Raw genomic sequence first — 17,616 nt, 5'->3', positions numbered from 1 at the left:
GGAAAAAGGTTAACATGTTTAAAAAATTAATTCCATTGTAATTTAATAGATAGTATATTTGTTATTATGAAGAATTTATTATTGGTATTTGTTGGTGGAGGTTTTGGTAGTGTACTACGCTATATTATTGGAAAATATTTAAACAATACCGAAAACGGAATCCCTTACGGAACATTTTTAGCAAACATTTTAGGTAGTTTGCTTATTGGTTTTATACTTGGCTATGCATTAAAACACAACAGCCTTTCTTCTAACCAAACGCTATTACTTGCAACCGGGTTTTGTGGTGGATTTACTACCTTTTCAACTTTTGCTTATGAAAATCATGTGTTTTTAAAATCTGGCGACTTTACCAGTTTTGCTATTTATACTATTGCCAGTTTTGTATTAGGGTTTCTTGCAGTTTTCTCCGGAATGTATCTAGCAAAATAAAAAAAACACTCCTAACACCTAACAACTAACACCTACCACCTAATACCTAATCCCTACCACCTAATACCTACTACCTAACACCTACTTCTTCACAAAAGCCTTCACTCCTGCTTCAATAGTTTCATCTACATAATTTTCTCTAGGTACAATAGGACAAGAATACTTAACATTATAGGTACAATACGGATTGTAAGCCTCATTAAAATCAAGCATCATAGTATCTCCTTCCGGAATACGTAAATCCATATAACGTCCTCCTCCATAAGTAGTATCTCCATTGGTATTATCTAAAAACGGAAGAAATAAAAAGTCTTCAAAGCCTTCTGTTTCCATTAATTCCTGACCTTGATACACATTTAAGCTATACTCCTTGCCATGCATGGTAAAAGATAAAACACCATAAACACGTTCTTTAGAAACACGATCTGTGGTAGTTTGCATGGTAAACCATTGAGAATCTGGCGTTCTTTTTAAGGTTGCTTTTACCACATAAGCAGAATCATATTTAAAAAAATCTAAGGTTCTAAAAGTCTTTCTGTCTTTATCTTTTAAAGGCGATTTAGAAGCGTCTTTAAACTCTGCATTCTTTTGGCGTTGCCAATCGGTATCGCCTAATAAAGGCAATTTTTCTTGTGCACAACTACAGGTTACTACAAACAGAATAAGATAAAGTAAATTTTTCATGCTAATATTTTTTCGGTTTAAAAATACAACTTCTTATTATTTTGTTTAGCTTTGATGAACAATAAAAACAAAAAATGATTACTTGTAGTATTAAATATAGAAAAAGAAAAACCACTTCATACCGAAGTAGGACTTGCTATATATTGTGCTGATGCTATTATTAATTTATTCAATATAAAAAAGTCCGACTTCTACGTCGGACTTTTTATTTTTAGTAAACCATGTATTGCTTATTAAAAGAATACACACAACAACCAACCAACATGAAAAAACTAATACGTAACTATATAAATACATTTAAAGGTCTCTCAACCGAGGTTTGGTGGCTTGCCTTAATTACTTTAATTAACAGAGCAGGAACTATGGTTATTCCTTTTTTATCCTTATACCTTATTGAAGATTTAAAATTCACCCTTAAAGATGTAGGATGGATTATGACTGCCTTTGGTTTAGGTTCTGTTGCTGGCTCTTGGCTAGGCGGAAAACTAACCGACAAAATTGGCTATTACAAAGTAATGGTAAGAAGCTTACTCTCTACAGGAATACTATTTATAGCACTGCAATTTTTAAACACTTTTGCTACTTTATGTGTTGGTATTTTTTTGGTAATGCTGGTGGCAGATATGTTTCGTCCTGCCATGTTTGTTGCCTTAAGCGCATATAGCAAACCAGAAAATAAAACAAGAAGTGTAACCCTTATTCGTTTAGCTATTAATCTTGGTTTTTCTGCTGGACCTGCTGTTGGCGGACTAATCATTACAACCATGAGCTATAGTGGTTTGTTTTGGGTAGATGGTATTACTTGTATGATAGCAACCTTAGTATTATTTCAAGTACTAAACCCTAAAACAGCTAAAATTCAAGATAATATTATTGTTGAAAATCCAGATTCGGCATATAAAGATCATGCGTTTTTAATTTTTCTTGTTGCCATGTTTTTGTTTGGTTTTGTGTTTTTACAATACTTTTCAACCATGCCTATTTATTACAGAGAAAAACATCTATTAAGCGAATTTAAAATAGGCTTGCTACTTGGTGCCAACGGGTTCTTTATCTTTTTATTAGAAATGCCACTAATAAAATGGCTAGAAAACTCAAAATATACCAAAACAGGTTTAATGCTTTTTGGTGCCACACTAACAGCATTAAGTTTTTTAGTTTTAAACCTAACCACGTTTACAGGAATACTAATTATAGGAATGTTTTTAATGACGCTTGGCGAAATGATTGCCTTTCCGTTTTCTAACGCCTTTGCTTTGCAACGTGCAAAAAAAGGAAACCAAGGAGAATATATGGCACTATACTCTATTGCTTTTTCTATTGCGCATATTTTTGGACATAATGCAGGAATGCGATTGGTAGATGGCTTTGGCTATGATAACACTTGGTATATCATGACGGTTTTAGGTGGTGTTTGCGCTTTTCTTTTTCTCTTTTTAAAAAGCTATATGAAAAACAAAAACGACAAACAATAAGTTAGTTTTAAACAAACATCTAATAAAATAATCAAAAAGACTTTAAAGCATTTAAAACCTTTAAAGTCTTTTTATCTCTTTATTTTTTACCACATGTGATAGCACAATTTGCGTTTTACTTTCGCCATACACAATAAGCTGATCAATAAAAGTTTCTAAATGCTTCTGATTTTTTAAAACCACTTCCATCACAAAGTTTTCATTACCTGTAATTCTATAGCAATTTATAACCTCATCAAAAGTTTTTACTTTTTCAAGAAAGGGTTTTAATTTTCCCATAAAAGCACTTAAAGTAATTAGTGCTTTTAGCTGATAACCAACCTCAAAAGGAGAAATTAAAGTAATGTGATTTTGAATAATTCCTAAATCTTCCATCTTCTTTATACGCTCTGAAACAGCTGGAGAACTAATACCTACTTGCCTACCAATTGCTGCATTTGACTGTCGCGAATTTTCTTGCAAACATGTTAAAATTTTCCAGTTAAGATTATCTAAACTCATTATTAAAGTATTATTTTAAAACAACTTAATTTTTAAAGTAAATATACAATTTTACTTTAAAATCAAAAGCTAAAAATACGCACTTGTCACTAATTTTGATAGAAACCGAAAATAAATCATGTTAGCGCATATTCCTTCACATCTTTCCAATTTACCAATATACAAGCAAGCCTTGCTTATTTTTATTTTGTCTAGAAGTATCTCTAACTATCTAAGCCAAGATTTGGCACACTTAGATGAAGATGGTTCAGAAGATGAACACATTTATTTTTCTGGAGATATTGTTAGGCATTCTATCTCTCTTGCTCCTGCAATTATTAATGCAGAAATGGAACGTTTTTCAGATAAAAAACACAAGCATATTGCTGCTATACGTTTTTTAACAAGCAGGTTATATAGCCATTGCAAAAGATTAGAAAAATGCAATAGTAATGGTAAAGATTATATTCCTATTTTAAGAAAAGAGCTTAAAATATTTAAAAAATTACAAAATAGCTGGATGCATACTTTGTAGGCTACTCCATTTTTACTTCCTGAGCATTAAACATAAAAGAGTCTTTTAATCTTTCATATTTGCTATGCATACTTTCTGCTAGAATAATATATTGGCATTTTTGAATACTTTCGGTAACACGTAAAACATCATTATGGTAGTTGTTTCGTATTAAAAATTCGGCATCTTCTAATGCAAAAATTTGTAGTTGCCCTAAATGCACACTATTCATAAAATAGAGTTTGTTTAAGCGTTTTGGTGTTGCTATTAAAACATCTACACCATAGTAAATTTCTTCGCGTTGTTGGTCTAATGTTTGTTCTTCGTAGGCAGCGTAAACTCTTAAATCGGTACGTCTTGTAAACTTTTCAAACTCCGCTTTTAAATCTAAAGCTGCTTGTTTGTCTTTTACTAAAATTAAGGCTCTAGGAGAATCTTCAAAAGCTTCTGCTTTTAATTTATGAATGGTAGCAATAATTAATGCTGTAGTTTTACCAAAACCTGCAGGTGCTAATCCGTATACATTTGCTCCTCCTTTTAATTTAGGTAATATTTTTTTCTGAAACGCTAAAGGTGCTTCAAATTCAAGGGTATCTAAGGCTTCTTTTAATGCTGGATGTAGTTTTTTAAAGGACATGCTAATTTAATTTGTACGTTGTAAAACAAGTGCATTGTTTTAATGCGCTACAAAGGTACATATTAATGGCACATTTTACAGTCTGCTTTGTCTTTGATTTCGCCTACTAAAAATCCTTCGTCATTAATTACAAAATCACAACAGTCAACAAAGCCTTGTGCTATCATTTTGCGTCCGCGTTGTATTTGCGATTTTACTGTTGGTAAAGCCAATTGTAATTGTTTGGCAATTTGGGCTTGCTTCATGCCTTTAATATCGCTTAAAAACAAAGGTTCTCTGTATTTTTTTGGTAAGCTCTTAATAATGCCATGCAAGCAATCTGCTTCGGTATGTTCTAACTTTTGTTCTTCAAAAATAAAATCTTCATCTGTAGTTTCATACACTATTTCTTTACTTCTAAAATAATCTAAAACCGTATATCTTGCTATAGAAAACAACCAAGACTTTATCTTATCCTCGTCTTTTAAAGTATGTAACTTGGTGTGTACTTTTATAAAGGTTTCTTGTAACAAATCATCTGCAATAACAGCATCTTTTACCTTACTTAAAATAAAGTATTTAATAGCTTCTGCATGTAATTTCCAAACTTCTTGTGTATTCATAACCATATAGTAAAAGCAACGCTAATCTTAGTATAAAGTTACTAAAATTAGCGTTAATAGTATGTGTTTTAAGGCTTATTAACAATTGCAATTGGTACAGGTACAAGTAGCACAAGTACAGTTTTTACAATTTCCTTTTGCGCAACCATCACAGGTGCACGTGCATTCTTTATTTTTCATGGTATCTATTTTTTTAGGTTCATATAATAGACGTGAAGGTTTTAAAAAAGATGCAAAAAAGATCCCTTAAATTTTAAAAAAGAATTTATTCTACCAATATAGTAGCCTCGTGAGAAATTGGAAAATTACAAGAATTAGCTATAAAACATAAAGCATTTGCTTGTTGATGCAAATTCAATGCTAAGGCTTTTTTACTCGCATCTTTTATAGTAACTATGGGTTGTAATCTAACGGTTTTAAAACTTCCGCTTCCTGATGCCTGTACTTCTAGATCGCCTTCTGCATGATCGGTATAACGTAAAACTTCAATATTATTTTGTGCACATACGTATAGATAAGACATCATGTGGCAAGACGCTAATGCAGATAGTAATAAGTCTTCTGGATTGTATAAACTAGCATCACCTCTAAAAGGTTTTGCTGCTGACACTTGCAATGCCGAAGTTTTATTGGCAATTAAAACCTCATGGTTTCGGCTAAAGGTTCTTGGGTTTAAAGTGCTTTCGCCTTGGTTTATAGACCAGTTTACGTTTGCCTTAAAAGTATGATGCATAGCCTTGCTATTTTTTGTTTCGTGTATTATAAGCTTTTTTTGTCATTCCGACGAAGGAGGAATCTCTTAACACGTTGTAAAATTATATAAAAAAGCCCCTAAATAATGCTTGTAATTTAACAATTAAAAACAGACTAAAAAATCCATAAGTTTTTTTTTAATCAATCTAACACCTACAACAAATAACTCCTAAACTTCTATCACATAGCCTATACTTGTAAAGCAACTACGGTTCTTCCTTGTAATTTTCCTTGTAACATTAAATCTATTTTTTCGTTTAATGCCGTTAATGGTATTTCTGTAGCAGTAGCTGTCATTTGATCGGTTTTCCACGCATTAGATAATTTTTCCCAGACTTTTTCTCGATATCGCATCGGGTAATTTTGCGAATCTATACCAATTAATGTAACTCCGCGTAATATAAACGGAAACACGGTTAGCTCTATTTTCGGAGAAGCAACATTACCACAGCAAGTAACAGCTCCCATAGCTCTAGTACATTTAATAATATTTTCAAGTATCACACCACCAACAGTATCTATACCTCCAGCATAAATTGGTTTTAAAAGTGGTTTTTTATCCATTTTCTCAAAATCTTCTCGCAGAATAACTTCATCTGCTCCTACGCTTTTTAAAAAGGAAACCGCTGTTTCTTTTCCGGTAATTGCAACCGTTTTATATCCCATTTTTTTTAAAATACCTAGACTTATAGAACCCACTCCTCCTGTAGCGCCAGAAACAACAATTGGTCCATCTTCTGGTTGTACAATTTTACTTAATCGCAATACAGACATACCTGCTGTTAATCCCGCAGTACCAATAGTCATTGCTTCCTTCATTGTAAGGTTTTCAGGTAGCTTAACTGCCCAGGCTGCAGGTACTTTAACGTACTGTGCAAAGCCTCCATCGGTATTCATTCCTAAATCATAACTAGTTACAATAACAGACTCTGAAACACGAAATTTAGGTGACTCTGATGAAACTACAGTTCCTACAGCATCAATACCTGGTGTATGCGGATAATTTTTGGTTACCCCTTTATTTCCTGAAGCTGACAAGGCATCTTTGTAATTTAAAGAACTATAATGTACTTGTATTAGTATTTCGTCTTTCTGTAAATCAGAAAAAGGCATGTCTTTAATACTAGAAATGTAGTTCCCCTCATGTTCTTCAACTCTAAAAGCTTTGTAAGTAGATGATGTATGCATAGTTGTTATTTTATAGGTTTTACTTATTTTTACATCAAATATCGCTAAAAACACACTGATATACAAGAACTTACATTTTATACATATACGAACATTTTGTACCGTTTTGTCTGTTTATCAAGCCTTAAAGCATTAAAAAATGAAAAAAAGTTATTGCCCTATAGATACTTTTATAAATACCATTAAAGGAAAAAGAAAAGCAACTATTATTTTACATCTTTTTCAAGGAAATAAAAGATATAATGAATTGGTAAAGTTATTACCTGATATAAGCGAACGCATGATTACCAAACAACTCAAAGAACTAGAAAATGACGGATTAATCCATAGAACCGTTTTTCCAGAAGTACCACCTAGAGTAGAATATAGTTTAACTAAATTAGGCAGCAAAATTCATCCCGTTTTAAAAGGAATGTACAAAGGAGGTTTACTTTTTGAAGAAAGTATTATAAGCTAGTAGCTTCTAGTAAAACATACTAAACATAATTGCATAATACCTTTTCTTTACGTTTAAGCTCCTAGTATACCTAATAAAAAAAAACAGAAAGTATTTAGTAAACACCTATTACTATATATTTTACAGGGTTAGCCCTATTTCTATAATGGCTAACCTACTTTTCAGCAAATCCTTTAAAAGCATTTAAATACTTCATAAATATGACCTTAATAAAATTATTTATCGAATTTAGAGGTGTCCTAAAAAGAGGAAGCCTACCACAAACACCTCAACAGGACTTACTCCTTAACAGAAACCACCTCTACTCCAAAAGCATTACCTCCTGCTAATAAATAATTTTCACCATTTACTTCCTGATAAAAAGCGACACGCAGCATGGCAAATAAAACACCAGTACCACCAGGTAGTGCTGCAACTGAAAGCGTAAAAGAATTGCTAGCATACTCGCGATCTATAACCAAAGGAGCAGCCATAACAAGTGAATAGGTTAAAGTTTGAAAATCAAAACGCACCACACCAAAAACAAGCTCCATAAAACTAGCCTCTTTAGGAAAACCTACCGTTTGTACATCAAAATGCGTAGCGCTCAACAATAAGGCATCCCAATCAAAACCATAACTACAAGGTAACAATACAGGTCGCTTTGGGGTAAAAACAAAAGCTTTAAAACGTTGCACTCCAACACTAGTAGAAATCCCCTCTGCTACACAACGCGCTCCACGAGCAGAGTTAATATCACAATCTTTAATTTTTAAAAACAATTGCATCAACCTACTATGTAAAGTGCCATCTTTATAACCCAATAAAAAAGGCCTAATCGCCTGCTTAAAGTTTTTATTTACCTGTGCACACTTGCCAAACTCACTATTACTTTCACGCACACGCACCATATTAGCACTCGTTTTTATTGCCTTTTTAGTAAAGCCTCCTCCTGCTGCTCTTGCTGTAGGCACGCCTTTTCTATAATAAAAATTAACACCTCCAATAGTACCTTCTAAAAACACTACTCCTTTTTGCTTTGCCATAACACATGATTTTAACGAACTTAAATATAGCGTATAATTCTTTAAAAATCAAACAAATAACACTCATACATACCTAGTATATAGTAACTATATGCCGACTTTATGCCTACTATATACCTTCTTTCACTAAAGTACAAGCAATAAAAAACCCAAGCCTAAGCTTGGGTTATATACTACTAAAATTCTAAAACTAGTTTGGGATAAGCGATTCGCACACTCTTCGTAAAAACGAAAAGTGGCTCTCTGGGATCCCGAAACAAATTCGGGATAAGCGATTCGCACACTTTTCGTAAAAAACGAAAAGTGGCTCTCTGCTTACATGTTTCTGCGATACTGACCACCAACTTCAAATAAAGCTGCTGTAATTTCTCCTAAACTGCATACTTTACAAACATCCATTAAGGCTTCAAAAATATTTTCGTTGTTAATGGCTTTGTCTTGCAAGTCTTTCAACAAGGCTTGGGTATCATTTCTTTTATGAAGGTTTTCTAAGGTTTTAATCTGGAATTGCTTCTCTTCTTCCGTAGCTCTAATCACTTCCGCAGGAACAACCGTTGGTGAACCTTTACTACTTAAAAAGGTATTTACTCCTACAATTGGGAACTTTCCGTTGTGCTTTAAAGTTTCGTAATACAGACTTTCTTCCTGTATTTTACTACGTTGGTACATGGTTTCCATAGCACCAAGAACACCTCCTCTTTCTGTAATTCTGTCAAACTCGGTTAATACCGCTTCTTCTACTAAATCGGTTAACTCTTCAATAATAAAAGATCCTTGTATTGGGTTTTCGTTTTTATTAAGTCCTAATTCTTTATTAATAATTAGTTGAATAGCCATTGCTCTACGCACAGACTCTTCGGTTGGTGTAGTAATCGCTTCATCATACGCATTGGTATGTAAAGAGTTACAGTTATCATAAATAGCATACAAAGCTTGAAGCGTTGTACGTATATCATTAAAGTCAATTTCTTGCGCGTGTAAGCTTCGTCCAGAGGTTTGAATATGGTATTTTAACATCTGTGCTCTTGCATTGGCACCATATTTATGCTTCATGGCTTTTGCCCAAATTTTACGTGCTACACGACCAATTACTGCATATTCTGGGTCGATTCCGTTAGAGAAAAAGAACGATAAGTTTGGACCAAATTTATTAATATCCATGCCACGACTTAGATAGTATTCCACGTAAGTGAAACCATTAGATAAGGTCAGTGCTAATTGTGTAATTGGGTTAGCTCCTGCTTCTGCAATATGGTATCCAGAAATAGATACCGAATAGAAGTTTCGTACATTATTTTCAATAAAATACTCTTGTACGTCTCCCATTAAACGCAGCGCAAATTCGGTAGAAAAAATACAGGTGTTTTGTGCCTGATCTTCTTTTAAAATATCTGCTTGAACGGTTCCTCTAACCTGAGCAATGGTATTCTTTTTAATTTCTGCATACACATCTGCTGGTAATACTTGGTCTCCTGTAACACCAAGAAGCATTAATCCTAAACCATTGTTTCCTTCTGGTAGCTCTCCATTATAAGATGGACGTTCTTTGTCCTTATATATCTTAGCAATTTTTGCTTCCACCTCTTTTTCTAGACCATTTTCTTTAATGTATAACTCACATTGTTGGTCTATAGCTGCATTCATAAAGAAACCTAATAACATTGGTGCAGGACCATTAATAGTCATACTTACTGATGTCATTACATTGGCTAAATCAAAACCAGAATAGAGTTTTTTAGCATCGTCTAAACAACAGATACTAACTCCTGCATTTCCAATTTTACCATAAATATCAGGTCTTAAATCTGGATCGTTTCCGTAAAGGGTTACACTATCAAAAGCAGTAGATAAACGTTTTGCTGGTAAACCTGCACTTACATAGTGAAAACGTCTGTTGGTACGTTCTGGTCCTCCTTCTCCTGCAAACATACGTGCTGGATCTTCTCCTGTACGTTTAAAAGGATATAATCCTGAGGTGTACGGAAACTCTCCTGGTACATTTTCTTGCAATGTCCAACGTAATAAATCTCCCCAAGCTTGGTACTTTGGTAACGCTACTCTTGGTATTTGTAAATGCGAAAGAGATTCTGAATGTGTTTCTATTTTGATTTCCTTATCTCTTACTTTAAAAGTATAGACAGGGTTTTTGTATTTGTTTACTTTTTCATCCCAACCTGTAATTACTTCCCAATTGTAAGGATCTAGGTTTAATTTTACTCTGTCGAATTCTGAAACAAGCATTCGTACAAAATCTTTATTAGCTTCTGTAGCAGTTACAGAATCTGAAGCAATTCCTGCTTTGTCTAATTCTGGAGTAGTTTCTAAAACAGACTCTAAAGTCTTATAAATTCCGTACAATTTCTGAGCAACTTCAACTTGAGTATTTGCCGTTTTATCATAGGCACGATTATTTTCGGCAATCTCAGATAAGTAACGTGTTCTTGAAGGAGGAATAACAAAAATCTTTTCGCTCATTTCATCAGAAATATGAAAAGTAGATTGTAATTCGGTATCTGTTTTTTCTACTAACTTATCCATTATCGCTTTGTATAGCGTATTCATTCCTGGATCGTTAAATTGCGAAGCAATAGTACCATAAACAGGTAGTTCTTCTTGCGGAACATCCCAAAGGTTATTGTTACGCATGTATTGTTTTTTTACATCACGAAGCGCATCTAAAGAACCACGTTTATCAAACTTATTGATGGCAACTAAATCGGCAAAATCCAGCATGTCAATTTTTTCTAATTGTGTTGCTGCACCAAATTCTGGAGTCATTACGTATAAAGCTACGTCAGAATGTTCCATGATTTCGGTATCTGATTGCCCAATACCTGAAGTTTCTAATATAATTAAATCGTATTCTGCTGCTTTTAAAACCTGAACCGCTTCATTTACATATTTTGATAATGCTAAGTTAGATTGACGTGTAGCCAAACTACGCATGTATACTCTAGAATTGTTAATGGCATTCATACGTATTCTATCTCCTAAAAGCGCTCCTCCTGTTTTTCGTTTAGAAGGATCTACAGAAACCAAACCAATGGTTTTTTCAGGAAAGTCGATTAAAAATCTACGTACTAGCTCATCTACCAATGAAGATTTTCCTGCTCCACCAGTTCCTGTAATACCTAAAACAGGAGTTTTAGAACTTTCGTTTTTTATATGAATTTTATCTAAGGTGTCTTTTGCTACTTCTGGAAAGTTTTCTGCTGCAGAAATAACACGAGCAATAGCTTTAGGGTTTTTGGTTGGTAGCACATCTATTTCTCCGTTTAAAGCATCACCTATTGCAAAATCAGATTGCTCAACCAAATCATTAATCATTCCTTGTAACCCCATAGCACGACCATCATCTGGCGAATATATACGTGCAATACCATAATCCATTAATTCCTTAATTTCTGAAGGAAGGATTACTCCTCCACCTCCACCAAATATTTTGATGTGACCTGCACCTCTTTCCTTTAAAAGATCGTACATATATTTAAAATACTCATTGTGTCCTCCTTGGTAAGAAGTTAAACAAATGGCATTGGCATCTTCTTGAATGGCTGTATTTACCACTTCTTCAACACTTCTATCATGTCCTAAATGAATAACCTCTACTCCTGTAGCTTGAATAATTCTACGCATGATGTTAATAGATGCATCGTGTCCATCAAAAAGAGATGCTGCAGTTACAATTCTAACTTTGTACTTTGGTTTATAAGGTGCTACTTGTATCATGTTTTGTTTTATATGGCTTTATATTATAAAAATGTTCATTAAAAGCTATTTGCTTTACGCTTTTTAAAAAGCTATAAATGTTTCATTCTTAATAAATCTTCGTTTTAACACTACAAATTTACGGAATATTCAAAAAATTTCATCGATTATATTAAATAATATAAAATTAAACCACAGCTTAAAATTCTATCTATATTTAAACTAGCTTTACTTATAAATTTATAGTAATCATGACAAAAATAACTTTATTAATTCACTGTAAAGATCAATCTGGAATTATTGCAGATGTAACCAATTTTATTGCTAAAAACAAAGGAAACATTGTATACATAGACCAGCATGTAGACAGAGAGCAAGATATATTTTTTATGCGATTAGAAAGTGAATTTACTTCCTTTTCTATGGAAGACTTTACTACAAATTTTAAAAACGACTTGGTAGCTAAGTTTGCTATGAAATGGCGTATTTACAATACAGAAGCCAAACCTAAAATGGCTTTGTTTGTTTCTAAATACGACCATTGTTTATATGATCTTTTAGGACGTTATAATTCTGGAGAGCTGTTTGTTGAAATTCCTTTTATTATTAGCAACCACAATACCTTAAAACCTATAGCAGATAGTTTTAATATTCCGTTTTACCATATTCCTGTTACTAAAGAAACCAAGGCTGAAGCCGAAGCACAACAACTAAAACTGTGTAAAGAATTTGATATTCACTTTATTGTTCTTGCACGATACATGCAAATTGTGTCTTCTAAAATTATTAACCAATACCCAAATAAGGTGATCAATATTCATCATTCTTTTTTACCTGCATTTGTTGGTGCTAAACCATACCATTCTGCTTACAAGCGTGGAGTAAAAATTATAGGAGCTACAAGCCATTATGTTACCGAAGAATTAGATGCAGGACCAATTATAGAGCAAGATGTTACACGTGTATCTCACACACATGCTATTGACGACTTAATAGCCAAAGGAAGAGATTTAGAAAAAATAGTATTAGCTAATGCTATAAAATTACATATTAAAAGAAAAGTAATGGTGTACAATAATAAAACAGTTATTTTTTCTTAAAAAAACAGTTTTATTATTTATAAGAAAATCAATCTATCTCCTTTTTTTATAAAAAAAGAATAAAACACAATTTTTCATTAAAAAACGCATCTTAATAATAAGTATATTTGAAACCAAAAAAAACAAATTATGAAAAAAGTATTTGCCTTTATTATTATTTTAAACCTTACTGCTTGTACAGAGTTACAACAAGTAATTGACCAATTGCCTCAAGAAGTAGGTACATTATCTGAATCTGAAATTGGATCTGCATTAAAACAAGCACTAGACCTTGGTATTGACAAACAAGTAACTAAATTAACCCAAGAAGATGGTTTTTATAAAAACGATTTAGTAAAAATAGTACTACCAGAAGAATTACAAAAAGTAGACAAAGCACTACGTGATATAGGTTTAAGTAGTTTAGCAGATGAAGGTTTAAAAGTATTAAATAGAGCTGCAGAAGATGCTGTTAGTGAAGCTACTCCTATTTTTATTAACGCTGTTAAAGAAATAACTTTTGCCGATGCAAAAAACATACTTCTTGGTGATGACAATGCTGCTACACAATACTTATCTAGCAAAACACAAACTGCTTTATATGATAAATTTAACCCAGTTATTAAAAGTTCTTTTAGCAAAGTTGGTGCAGACCAAATTTGGGCTAACTTAATTAACAAGTATAACTCTATTCCTTTTACAAATGACGTAAATCCTGACTTAACAGATTACGTAACTGGTGAAGCTTTACAAGGTGTATATACCATGATTGCTGTTGAAGAAAAAGAAATACGAAGCAAATCTTCTTCTAGAACAACAGATTTATTACGTAAGGTTTTTGCTTTACAAGATTAATTCCTGTAACAATAACTACATCTAAAAAAATCTAAAAAAAAGAAGAAATTTAATTTCTTCTTTTTTTTTTGCCCTAAAGTAACTCGCTAAAGCAAGTTTAAACATCCTCTTGAATTATATTTATTTTAATTGCTTCTGCTTGTTTTTTAGTTAAAAACAAGGACTAAAAAACCTATGTTATTACGGATTTAACATAAAGCTAATAGTAAGCTAACCATTTTAATACATATACACCTTAAATTTGCACTATCAGAAATACATTGTCATATTTTTGGGTTAGTTAGTTATTTAGAACAAAAACCGATTTAAAGCCTTAAATCGGTTTTTTGATAATTATTTTTATCTTATTATAAAATATTCGAAAAATAACGTATATTTAATTACGTTTTTCCTAGCACCAACAAATGAATAGAACTAAATCCATATTAAAGCACAGAAAAAAGCTTAAAAAAAAATATAAGTTACTAATAGAAGAAGCTTATAATTTTAGGCAAACCGATCATGCTTTAAGTGATATTTCTGAATTTAAAGCCATCAAGCTTCTAGACAAGTTAAATAAGCTCAAATATTTATCTAGAGAAGTACCACCTCCTACTGTTTAAAAACAATTATACTTTCTTTAACCTTTAGCTAACATCCAAGTTCGCGTTTTGCACGTACTTTATATATAAAGAACGAATAAAAACAAGTTAAAAGAAAAAACTATGAGCACACAGTATTGCAAAGTTGGCAAAAAGAGACCAAACGAAAACAAAATATTTAGCATAAAAAACATTGAAAACAAGGCAAAACAAATAGTAGACTCTATGTCTAACCAAAAACCTACACAAGATTTTGATGTAGCCACTTAAAATAGGCAAAAGCCTGTATAAGCCTTGAACCATACCAAGAAAACATTTCGCCATCTACCAATTGTATGTTGGCCTTAGTATAGTATGCCTTTAATTCTTCTATATGCTTTTCTTTAAAAGGATAAGGCTCACTAGACAAAAGAACCAAATCGATATCTTTATCTTCTTTTGGTTGTATTTCTGGGTAGCGCGCTAAGTCTGCGTAGACATTTTCAAACTTATTAAGCTGTAACAAGTGATTAATAAAAGTTTCTTTTCCTGCTACCATAAAAGGATCTTTCCAAATAAAATAAGCAACCTTTAAGGTTGTTTTGTTTTGAATATAACTTTGAAAATCTTTTAAATTATCTTGAATAGCCTCTACTATTTTTAAAGCCAGATTTTGCTTTTTAAAGATTTCTCCATATTGCGTAATCATTGCAAGACAATCTGAAATATTCTCGATATCTGAAACATGTACAGTACAAATAGCACTACATGCTTCTACAATATCTTTTGTATTTTCCTCCTTATTACATAAAATAATATCTGGTTGCAACGCTTGTATCTTGTCTAGATGTATTTGCTTGGTACCACCAACAACCTTTTTTGTTTTTATTAAATGATTAGGATGCACACAAAACTTGGTAATACCAACAATAGCATCTTCTAGACCTAAATCATAAAGCAATTCGGTTTGCGAAGGCACCAAAGAAATAATTCGTTTAGGAGCAGATTTAAAATGCAACTCTTGTCCTATTTGATCTTGTAGTTTCATACAGGTGATTGCTTAAGTGTTTTAATTACTAAGGAGGTTCTCTTTATTTTTGGTTTAAAACAACTTCCATTTGCTCTTGTAGCTCTTTAGCTTTAGTAGCAGCTGCTTGTGCAAAATCTTCTTCTTTAGATGCGTAAATAATTCCTCTAGAAGAGTTGATTAATAAACCTACATTGTCACTCATTCCGTATTTACAAACCTCTTGTAAGTTTCCGCCTTGAGCGCCAACTCCTGGTACCAATAAAAAGCTATTCGGTATAATTTTTCTTATTTCAGCAAAATATTCGGCTTTAGTAGCACCTACTACATACATTAAGTTTTCGGCATTTTCCCAAGTTTTTGAAGTTTCTAAAACTTGTTTATACAACTCAGTACCTTCTACCTTTTTAGTTTGAAAATCAAAAGCACCTTGGTTTGAAGTTAAGGCCAACATAATAGTATGTTTATCTTTAAAAGCTAAAAAAGGTTCTACCGAATCTTTTCCCATATATGGAGCAACGGTTACACTATCAAACGCCAAATCTTCAAAAAACGCTTTAGCATACATAGTACTTGTATTACCAATATCACCACGTTTTGCATCTGCAATAGTAAAAATATCTGGATGGTTTTGGTTTAAGTAGTTTATGGTTTTTTCTAGAGCCTTCCATCCTTTTAAACCATAAGCTTCATAAAATGCTGTGTTTGGTTTATACGCTACACATAAGTGATGTGTAGCATCTATAATTGCTTTATTAAAGGCAAATATAGGATCTTCTTCTTTTAAAAGATGTTCTGGAATTTTATTTAAATCGACATCTAATCCTATGCATAGAAAGGATTTTTTCTTTATAATTTGTGCAGTTAGTTGTTGTGTTGTCATGCTATAAAAAAAAGCCTCAAAAAAAGAGGCTTGTTATTATTAAATATGTTCGTCACTAGCTTTTAACTTCTCTGTGTTATCTGCTAGTTGTAATTCGTCTATAATTTTTTGAATGTCTCCGTTTACAATATTTTGCAAATCGTAAAGGGTTAATCCAATTCTGTGATCGGTTACACGACCTTGTGAATAGTTATACGTTCTAATTTTAGCACTTCTATCACCAGAAGTTACCATAGTACCACGTAAGGCAGCATCTTCTTCCATTTTTTTAGCTAATTCTAAATCGTATAATCTAGAACGTAAAACTTTGAAAGCTTTCTCTTTATTTTTATGCTGAGATTTTTGGTCTTGACATTGCGCTACTAATCCTGTAGGTATGTGTGTTAAACGTACCGCTGAATAGGTTGTATTTACAGATTGACCACCTGGACCAGAAGAACAGAAAAAATCGATACGTACATCTTTAGGGTTGATATCTACATCAAACTCTTCGGCTTCAGGAAATACCATTACAGTTGCTGCACTAGTATGTACACGACCTTGTGTTTCGGTTTGTGGTACACGTTGCACACGATGTACTCCTGCTTCAAATTTTAAAGTTCCGTAAACATCTTCTCCTGATACTTCAAACTGAATTTCTTTAAATCCACCATTAGTACCTTCGCTATAATCTACAGTATCTACTTTCCAACCTTTGCTTTCGCAGTATTTAGAGTACATTCTAAATAAATCTCCTGCAAAGATACTTGCTTCGTCTCCTCCTGTTCCTGCACGTAATTCTACTACAGCGTTTTTAGAGTCTTGCGGATCTTTAGGTATTAATAGAACACGAATTTCTTCGTCTAACTTAGGAATAGCTTCTTTAGCTTCTTCATATTGCATTTTGGCCATTTCAACCATTTCGGCATCACTACCATCTGCAATTATTTCTTCTGCTTCGGCTAAATTATTGGTATACTCTATGTATTCTTCACGCTTATCCATTAACAAGCGTAAGTCTTTGTATTCTTTATTTAATTCTACATAACGTTTTTGATCAGATATAATATCTGGTTGAATGATTAAATCACTAACCTCATCAAAACGTTGTTTTACTATTTGTAATTTCTCTAACATGTATCTTCTAAAAAATTGTGTGTCAAAAATACGATAATTTATGGATTTTATATTATGGATTAGGTAGCAATATTGCGATAAAAATAATTATCGGTGTTTTGCGTTTTATAATACTCATGAAACTACTAAAATGCATATTTG

Annotated in this window: 19 protein-coding genes; 8 read left to right on the top strand and 11 right to left on the bottom strand. The window is 32.6% G+C overall.

All coding sequences use genetic code 11. The annotated features are described in order from the left end of the window. The first annotated feature begins 66 nt into the window (after positions 1-66). Positions 67-432, top strand: a complete 366-nt coding sequence (gene crcB / locus ACFSSB_RS02080) for a fluoride efflux transporter CrcB (RefSeq protein WP_379900445.1) — start codon at positions 67-69, stop codon at positions 430-432. A gap of 81 nt (positions 433-513) precedes the next feature. On the opposite strand, the gene ACFSSB_RS02075 is transcribed toward crcB, so the two are convergent. Next, on the bottom strand, positions 514-1,116 hold the full coding sequence (locus ACFSSB_RS02075; RefSeq protein ID WP_379900443.1) for a DUF1684 domain-containing protein: 603 nt from the start codon (positions 1,114-1,116) through the stop codon (positions 514-516). 263 nt (positions 1,117-1,379) lie between these two features. Between ACFSSB_RS02075 and ACFSSB_RS02070 the strand changes: the two genes are divergently transcribed. Then, positions 1,380-2,591 (top strand): MDR family MFS transporter, encoded by a 1,212-nt coding sequence (locus ACFSSB_RS02070; RefSeq protein ID WP_379900441.1) that lies wholly within the window; start codon positions 1,380-1,382, stop codon positions 2,589-2,591. Between the two features lie 60 nt (positions 2,592-2,651). On the opposite strand, the gene ACFSSB_RS02065 is transcribed toward ACFSSB_RS02070, so the two are convergent. After that, positions 2,652-3,092: an Lrp/AsnC family transcriptional regulator gene (locus tag ACFSSB_RS02065; RefSeq protein ID WP_379900439.1), complete on the bottom strand. Its 441-nt coding sequence runs from the start codon at positions 3,090-3,092 to the stop codon at positions 2,652-2,654. A gap of 118 nt (positions 3,093-3,210) precedes the next feature. On the opposite strand from ACFSSB_RS02065, the gene ACFSSB_RS02060 reads away from it, so the two are divergent. Next, a complete protein-coding gene (locus ACFSSB_RS02060; RefSeq protein WP_379900437.1) occupies positions 3,211-3,606 on the top strand; it encodes a hypothetical protein in 396 nt (131 codons plus the stop codon). Between the two features lies 1 nt (position 3,607). On the opposite strand, the gene ACFSSB_RS02055 is transcribed toward ACFSSB_RS02060, so the two are convergent. The 4 genes from ACFSSB_RS02055 to ACFSSB_RS02040 all read right to left on the bottom strand — a co-directional run bounded on the left by ACFSSB_RS02055 (position 3,608) and on the right by ACFSSB_RS02040 (position 6,765). After that, on the bottom strand, positions 3,608-4,222 hold the full coding sequence (locus ACFSSB_RS02055; protein WP_379900435.1) for a DEAD/DEAH box helicase: 615 nt from the start codon (positions 4,220-4,222) through the stop codon (positions 3,608-3,610). Between the two features lie 62 nt (positions 4,223-4,284). Beyond that, positions 4,285-4,824 (bottom strand): sigma-70 family RNA polymerase sigma factor, encoded by a 540-nt coding sequence (locus tag ACFSSB_RS02050; protein WP_379900433.1) that lies wholly within the window; start codon positions 4,822-4,824, stop codon positions 4,285-4,287. 265 nt (positions 4,825-5,089) lie between these two features. Next, complete coding sequence (locus ACFSSB_RS02045; RefSeq protein WP_379900431.1) at positions 5,090-5,557, bottom strand: OsmC family protein; 468 nt, start codon at positions 5,555-5,557, stop codon at positions 5,090-5,092. Between the two features lie 209 nt (positions 5,558-5,766). Continuing rightward, positions 5,767-6,765, bottom strand: a complete 999-nt coding sequence (locus ACFSSB_RS02040; RefSeq protein ID WP_379900429.1) for a YhdH/YhfP family quinone oxidoreductase — start codon at positions 6,763-6,765, stop codon at positions 5,767-5,769. Positions 6,766-6,904: 139 nt separating this feature from the next. On the opposite strand from ACFSSB_RS02040, the gene ACFSSB_RS02035 reads away from it, so the two are divergent. Then, on the top strand, positions 6,905-7,222 hold the full coding sequence (locus tag ACFSSB_RS02035) for a winged helix-turn-helix transcriptional regulator (RefSeq protein ID WP_379900427.1): 318 nt from the start codon (positions 6,905-6,907) through the stop codon (positions 7,220-7,222). A gap of 278 nt (positions 7,223-7,500) precedes the next feature. Here the strand turns inward: ACFSSB_RS02035 and ACFSSB_RS02030 are convergent, their stop codons facing one another. Further along, positions 7,501-8,247 carry a hypothetical protein gene (locus ACFSSB_RS02030; protein ID WP_379900425.1) on the bottom strand — a complete coding sequence of 249 codons (747 nt, stop codon included), beginning with the start codon at positions 8,245-8,247 and terminating at the stop codon, positions 7,501-7,503. Positions 8,248-8,562: 315 nt separating this feature from the next. Beyond that, a complete protein-coding gene (locus ACFSSB_RS02025) occupies positions 8,563-11,976 on the bottom strand; it encodes a methylmalonyl-CoA mutase family protein (protein WP_379900423.1) in 3,414 nt (1,137 codons plus the stop codon). Between the two features lie 230 nt (positions 11,977-12,206). Here ACFSSB_RS02025 and purU point away from each other — a divergent pair, with 230 nt between their 5' ends. The 4 genes from purU (at position 12,207) to ACFSSB_RS02005 (ending at position 14,740) form a co-directional block, all read left to right on the top strand. Then, on the top strand, positions 12,207-13,055 hold the full coding sequence (gene purU, locus ACFSSB_RS02020) for a formyltetrahydrofolate deformylase (RefSeq protein ID WP_379900421.1): 849 nt from the start codon (positions 12,207-12,209) through the stop codon (positions 13,053-13,055). Positions 13,056-13,184: 129 nt separating this feature from the next. Next, positions 13,185-13,889, top strand: coding sequence for a DUF4197 domain-containing protein (locus ACFSSB_RS02015; RefSeq protein WP_379900419.1), 705 nt, complete (start codon positions 13,185-13,187; stop codon positions 13,887-13,889). Positions 13,890-14,293: 404 nt separating this feature from the next. After that, positions 14,294-14,491 (top strand): Lacal_2735 family protein, encoded by a 198-nt coding sequence (locus tag ACFSSB_RS02010; protein WP_379900417.1) that lies wholly within the window; start codon positions 14,294-14,296, stop codon positions 14,489-14,491. Positions 14,492-14,593: 102 nt separating this feature from the next. Further along, positions 14,594-14,740 carry a hypothetical protein gene (locus tag ACFSSB_RS02005; RefSeq protein ID WP_379900415.1) on the top strand — a complete coding sequence of 49 codons (147 nt, stop codon included), beginning with the start codon at positions 14,594-14,596 and terminating at the stop codon, positions 14,738-14,740. Here ACFSSB_RS02005 and ACFSSB_RS02000 read toward each other — a convergent pair. From ACFSSB_RS02000 to prfA, 3 genes are read right to left on the bottom strand one after another with little or no spacing between them, the layout of a single operon-like run. Beyond that, entirely contained in the window at positions 14,712-15,497 is a 786-nt protein-coding gene (locus tag ACFSSB_RS02000; RefSeq protein ID WP_379900413.1) for an ABC transporter substrate-binding protein, read from the bottom strand. The two genes, ACFSSB_RS02005 and ACFSSB_RS02000, sit on opposite strands and share 29 nt — an antisense overlap. A gap of 43 nt (positions 15,498-15,540) precedes the next feature. Further along, positions 15,541-16,359 carry an orotidine-5'-phosphate decarboxylase gene (pyrF, locus tag ACFSSB_RS01995; protein ID WP_379900411.1) on the bottom strand — a complete coding sequence of 273 codons (819 nt, stop codon included), beginning with the start codon at positions 16,357-16,359 and terminating at the stop codon, positions 15,541-15,543. Between the two features lie 39 nt (positions 16,360-16,398). Beyond that, the gene (prfA, locus tag ACFSSB_RS01990) at positions 16,399-17,475 is read right to left on the bottom strand and encodes a peptide chain release factor 1 (RefSeq protein ID WP_379900409.1); all 1,077 of its coding nucleotides are present in this window, start codon (positions 17,473-17,475) and stop codon (positions 16,399-16,401) included. Positions 17,476-17,616: the final 141 nt, after the last annotated feature.

Source organism: Lacinutrix gracilariae (genome assembly GCF_042684485.1).
Taxonomy (GTDB): Bacteria; Bacteroidota; Bacteroidia; order Flavobacteriales; family Flavobacteriaceae; genus Oceanihabitans; species Oceanihabitans gracilariae.
This window is presented reverse-complemented; position numbering and strand designations above follow the sequence as displayed.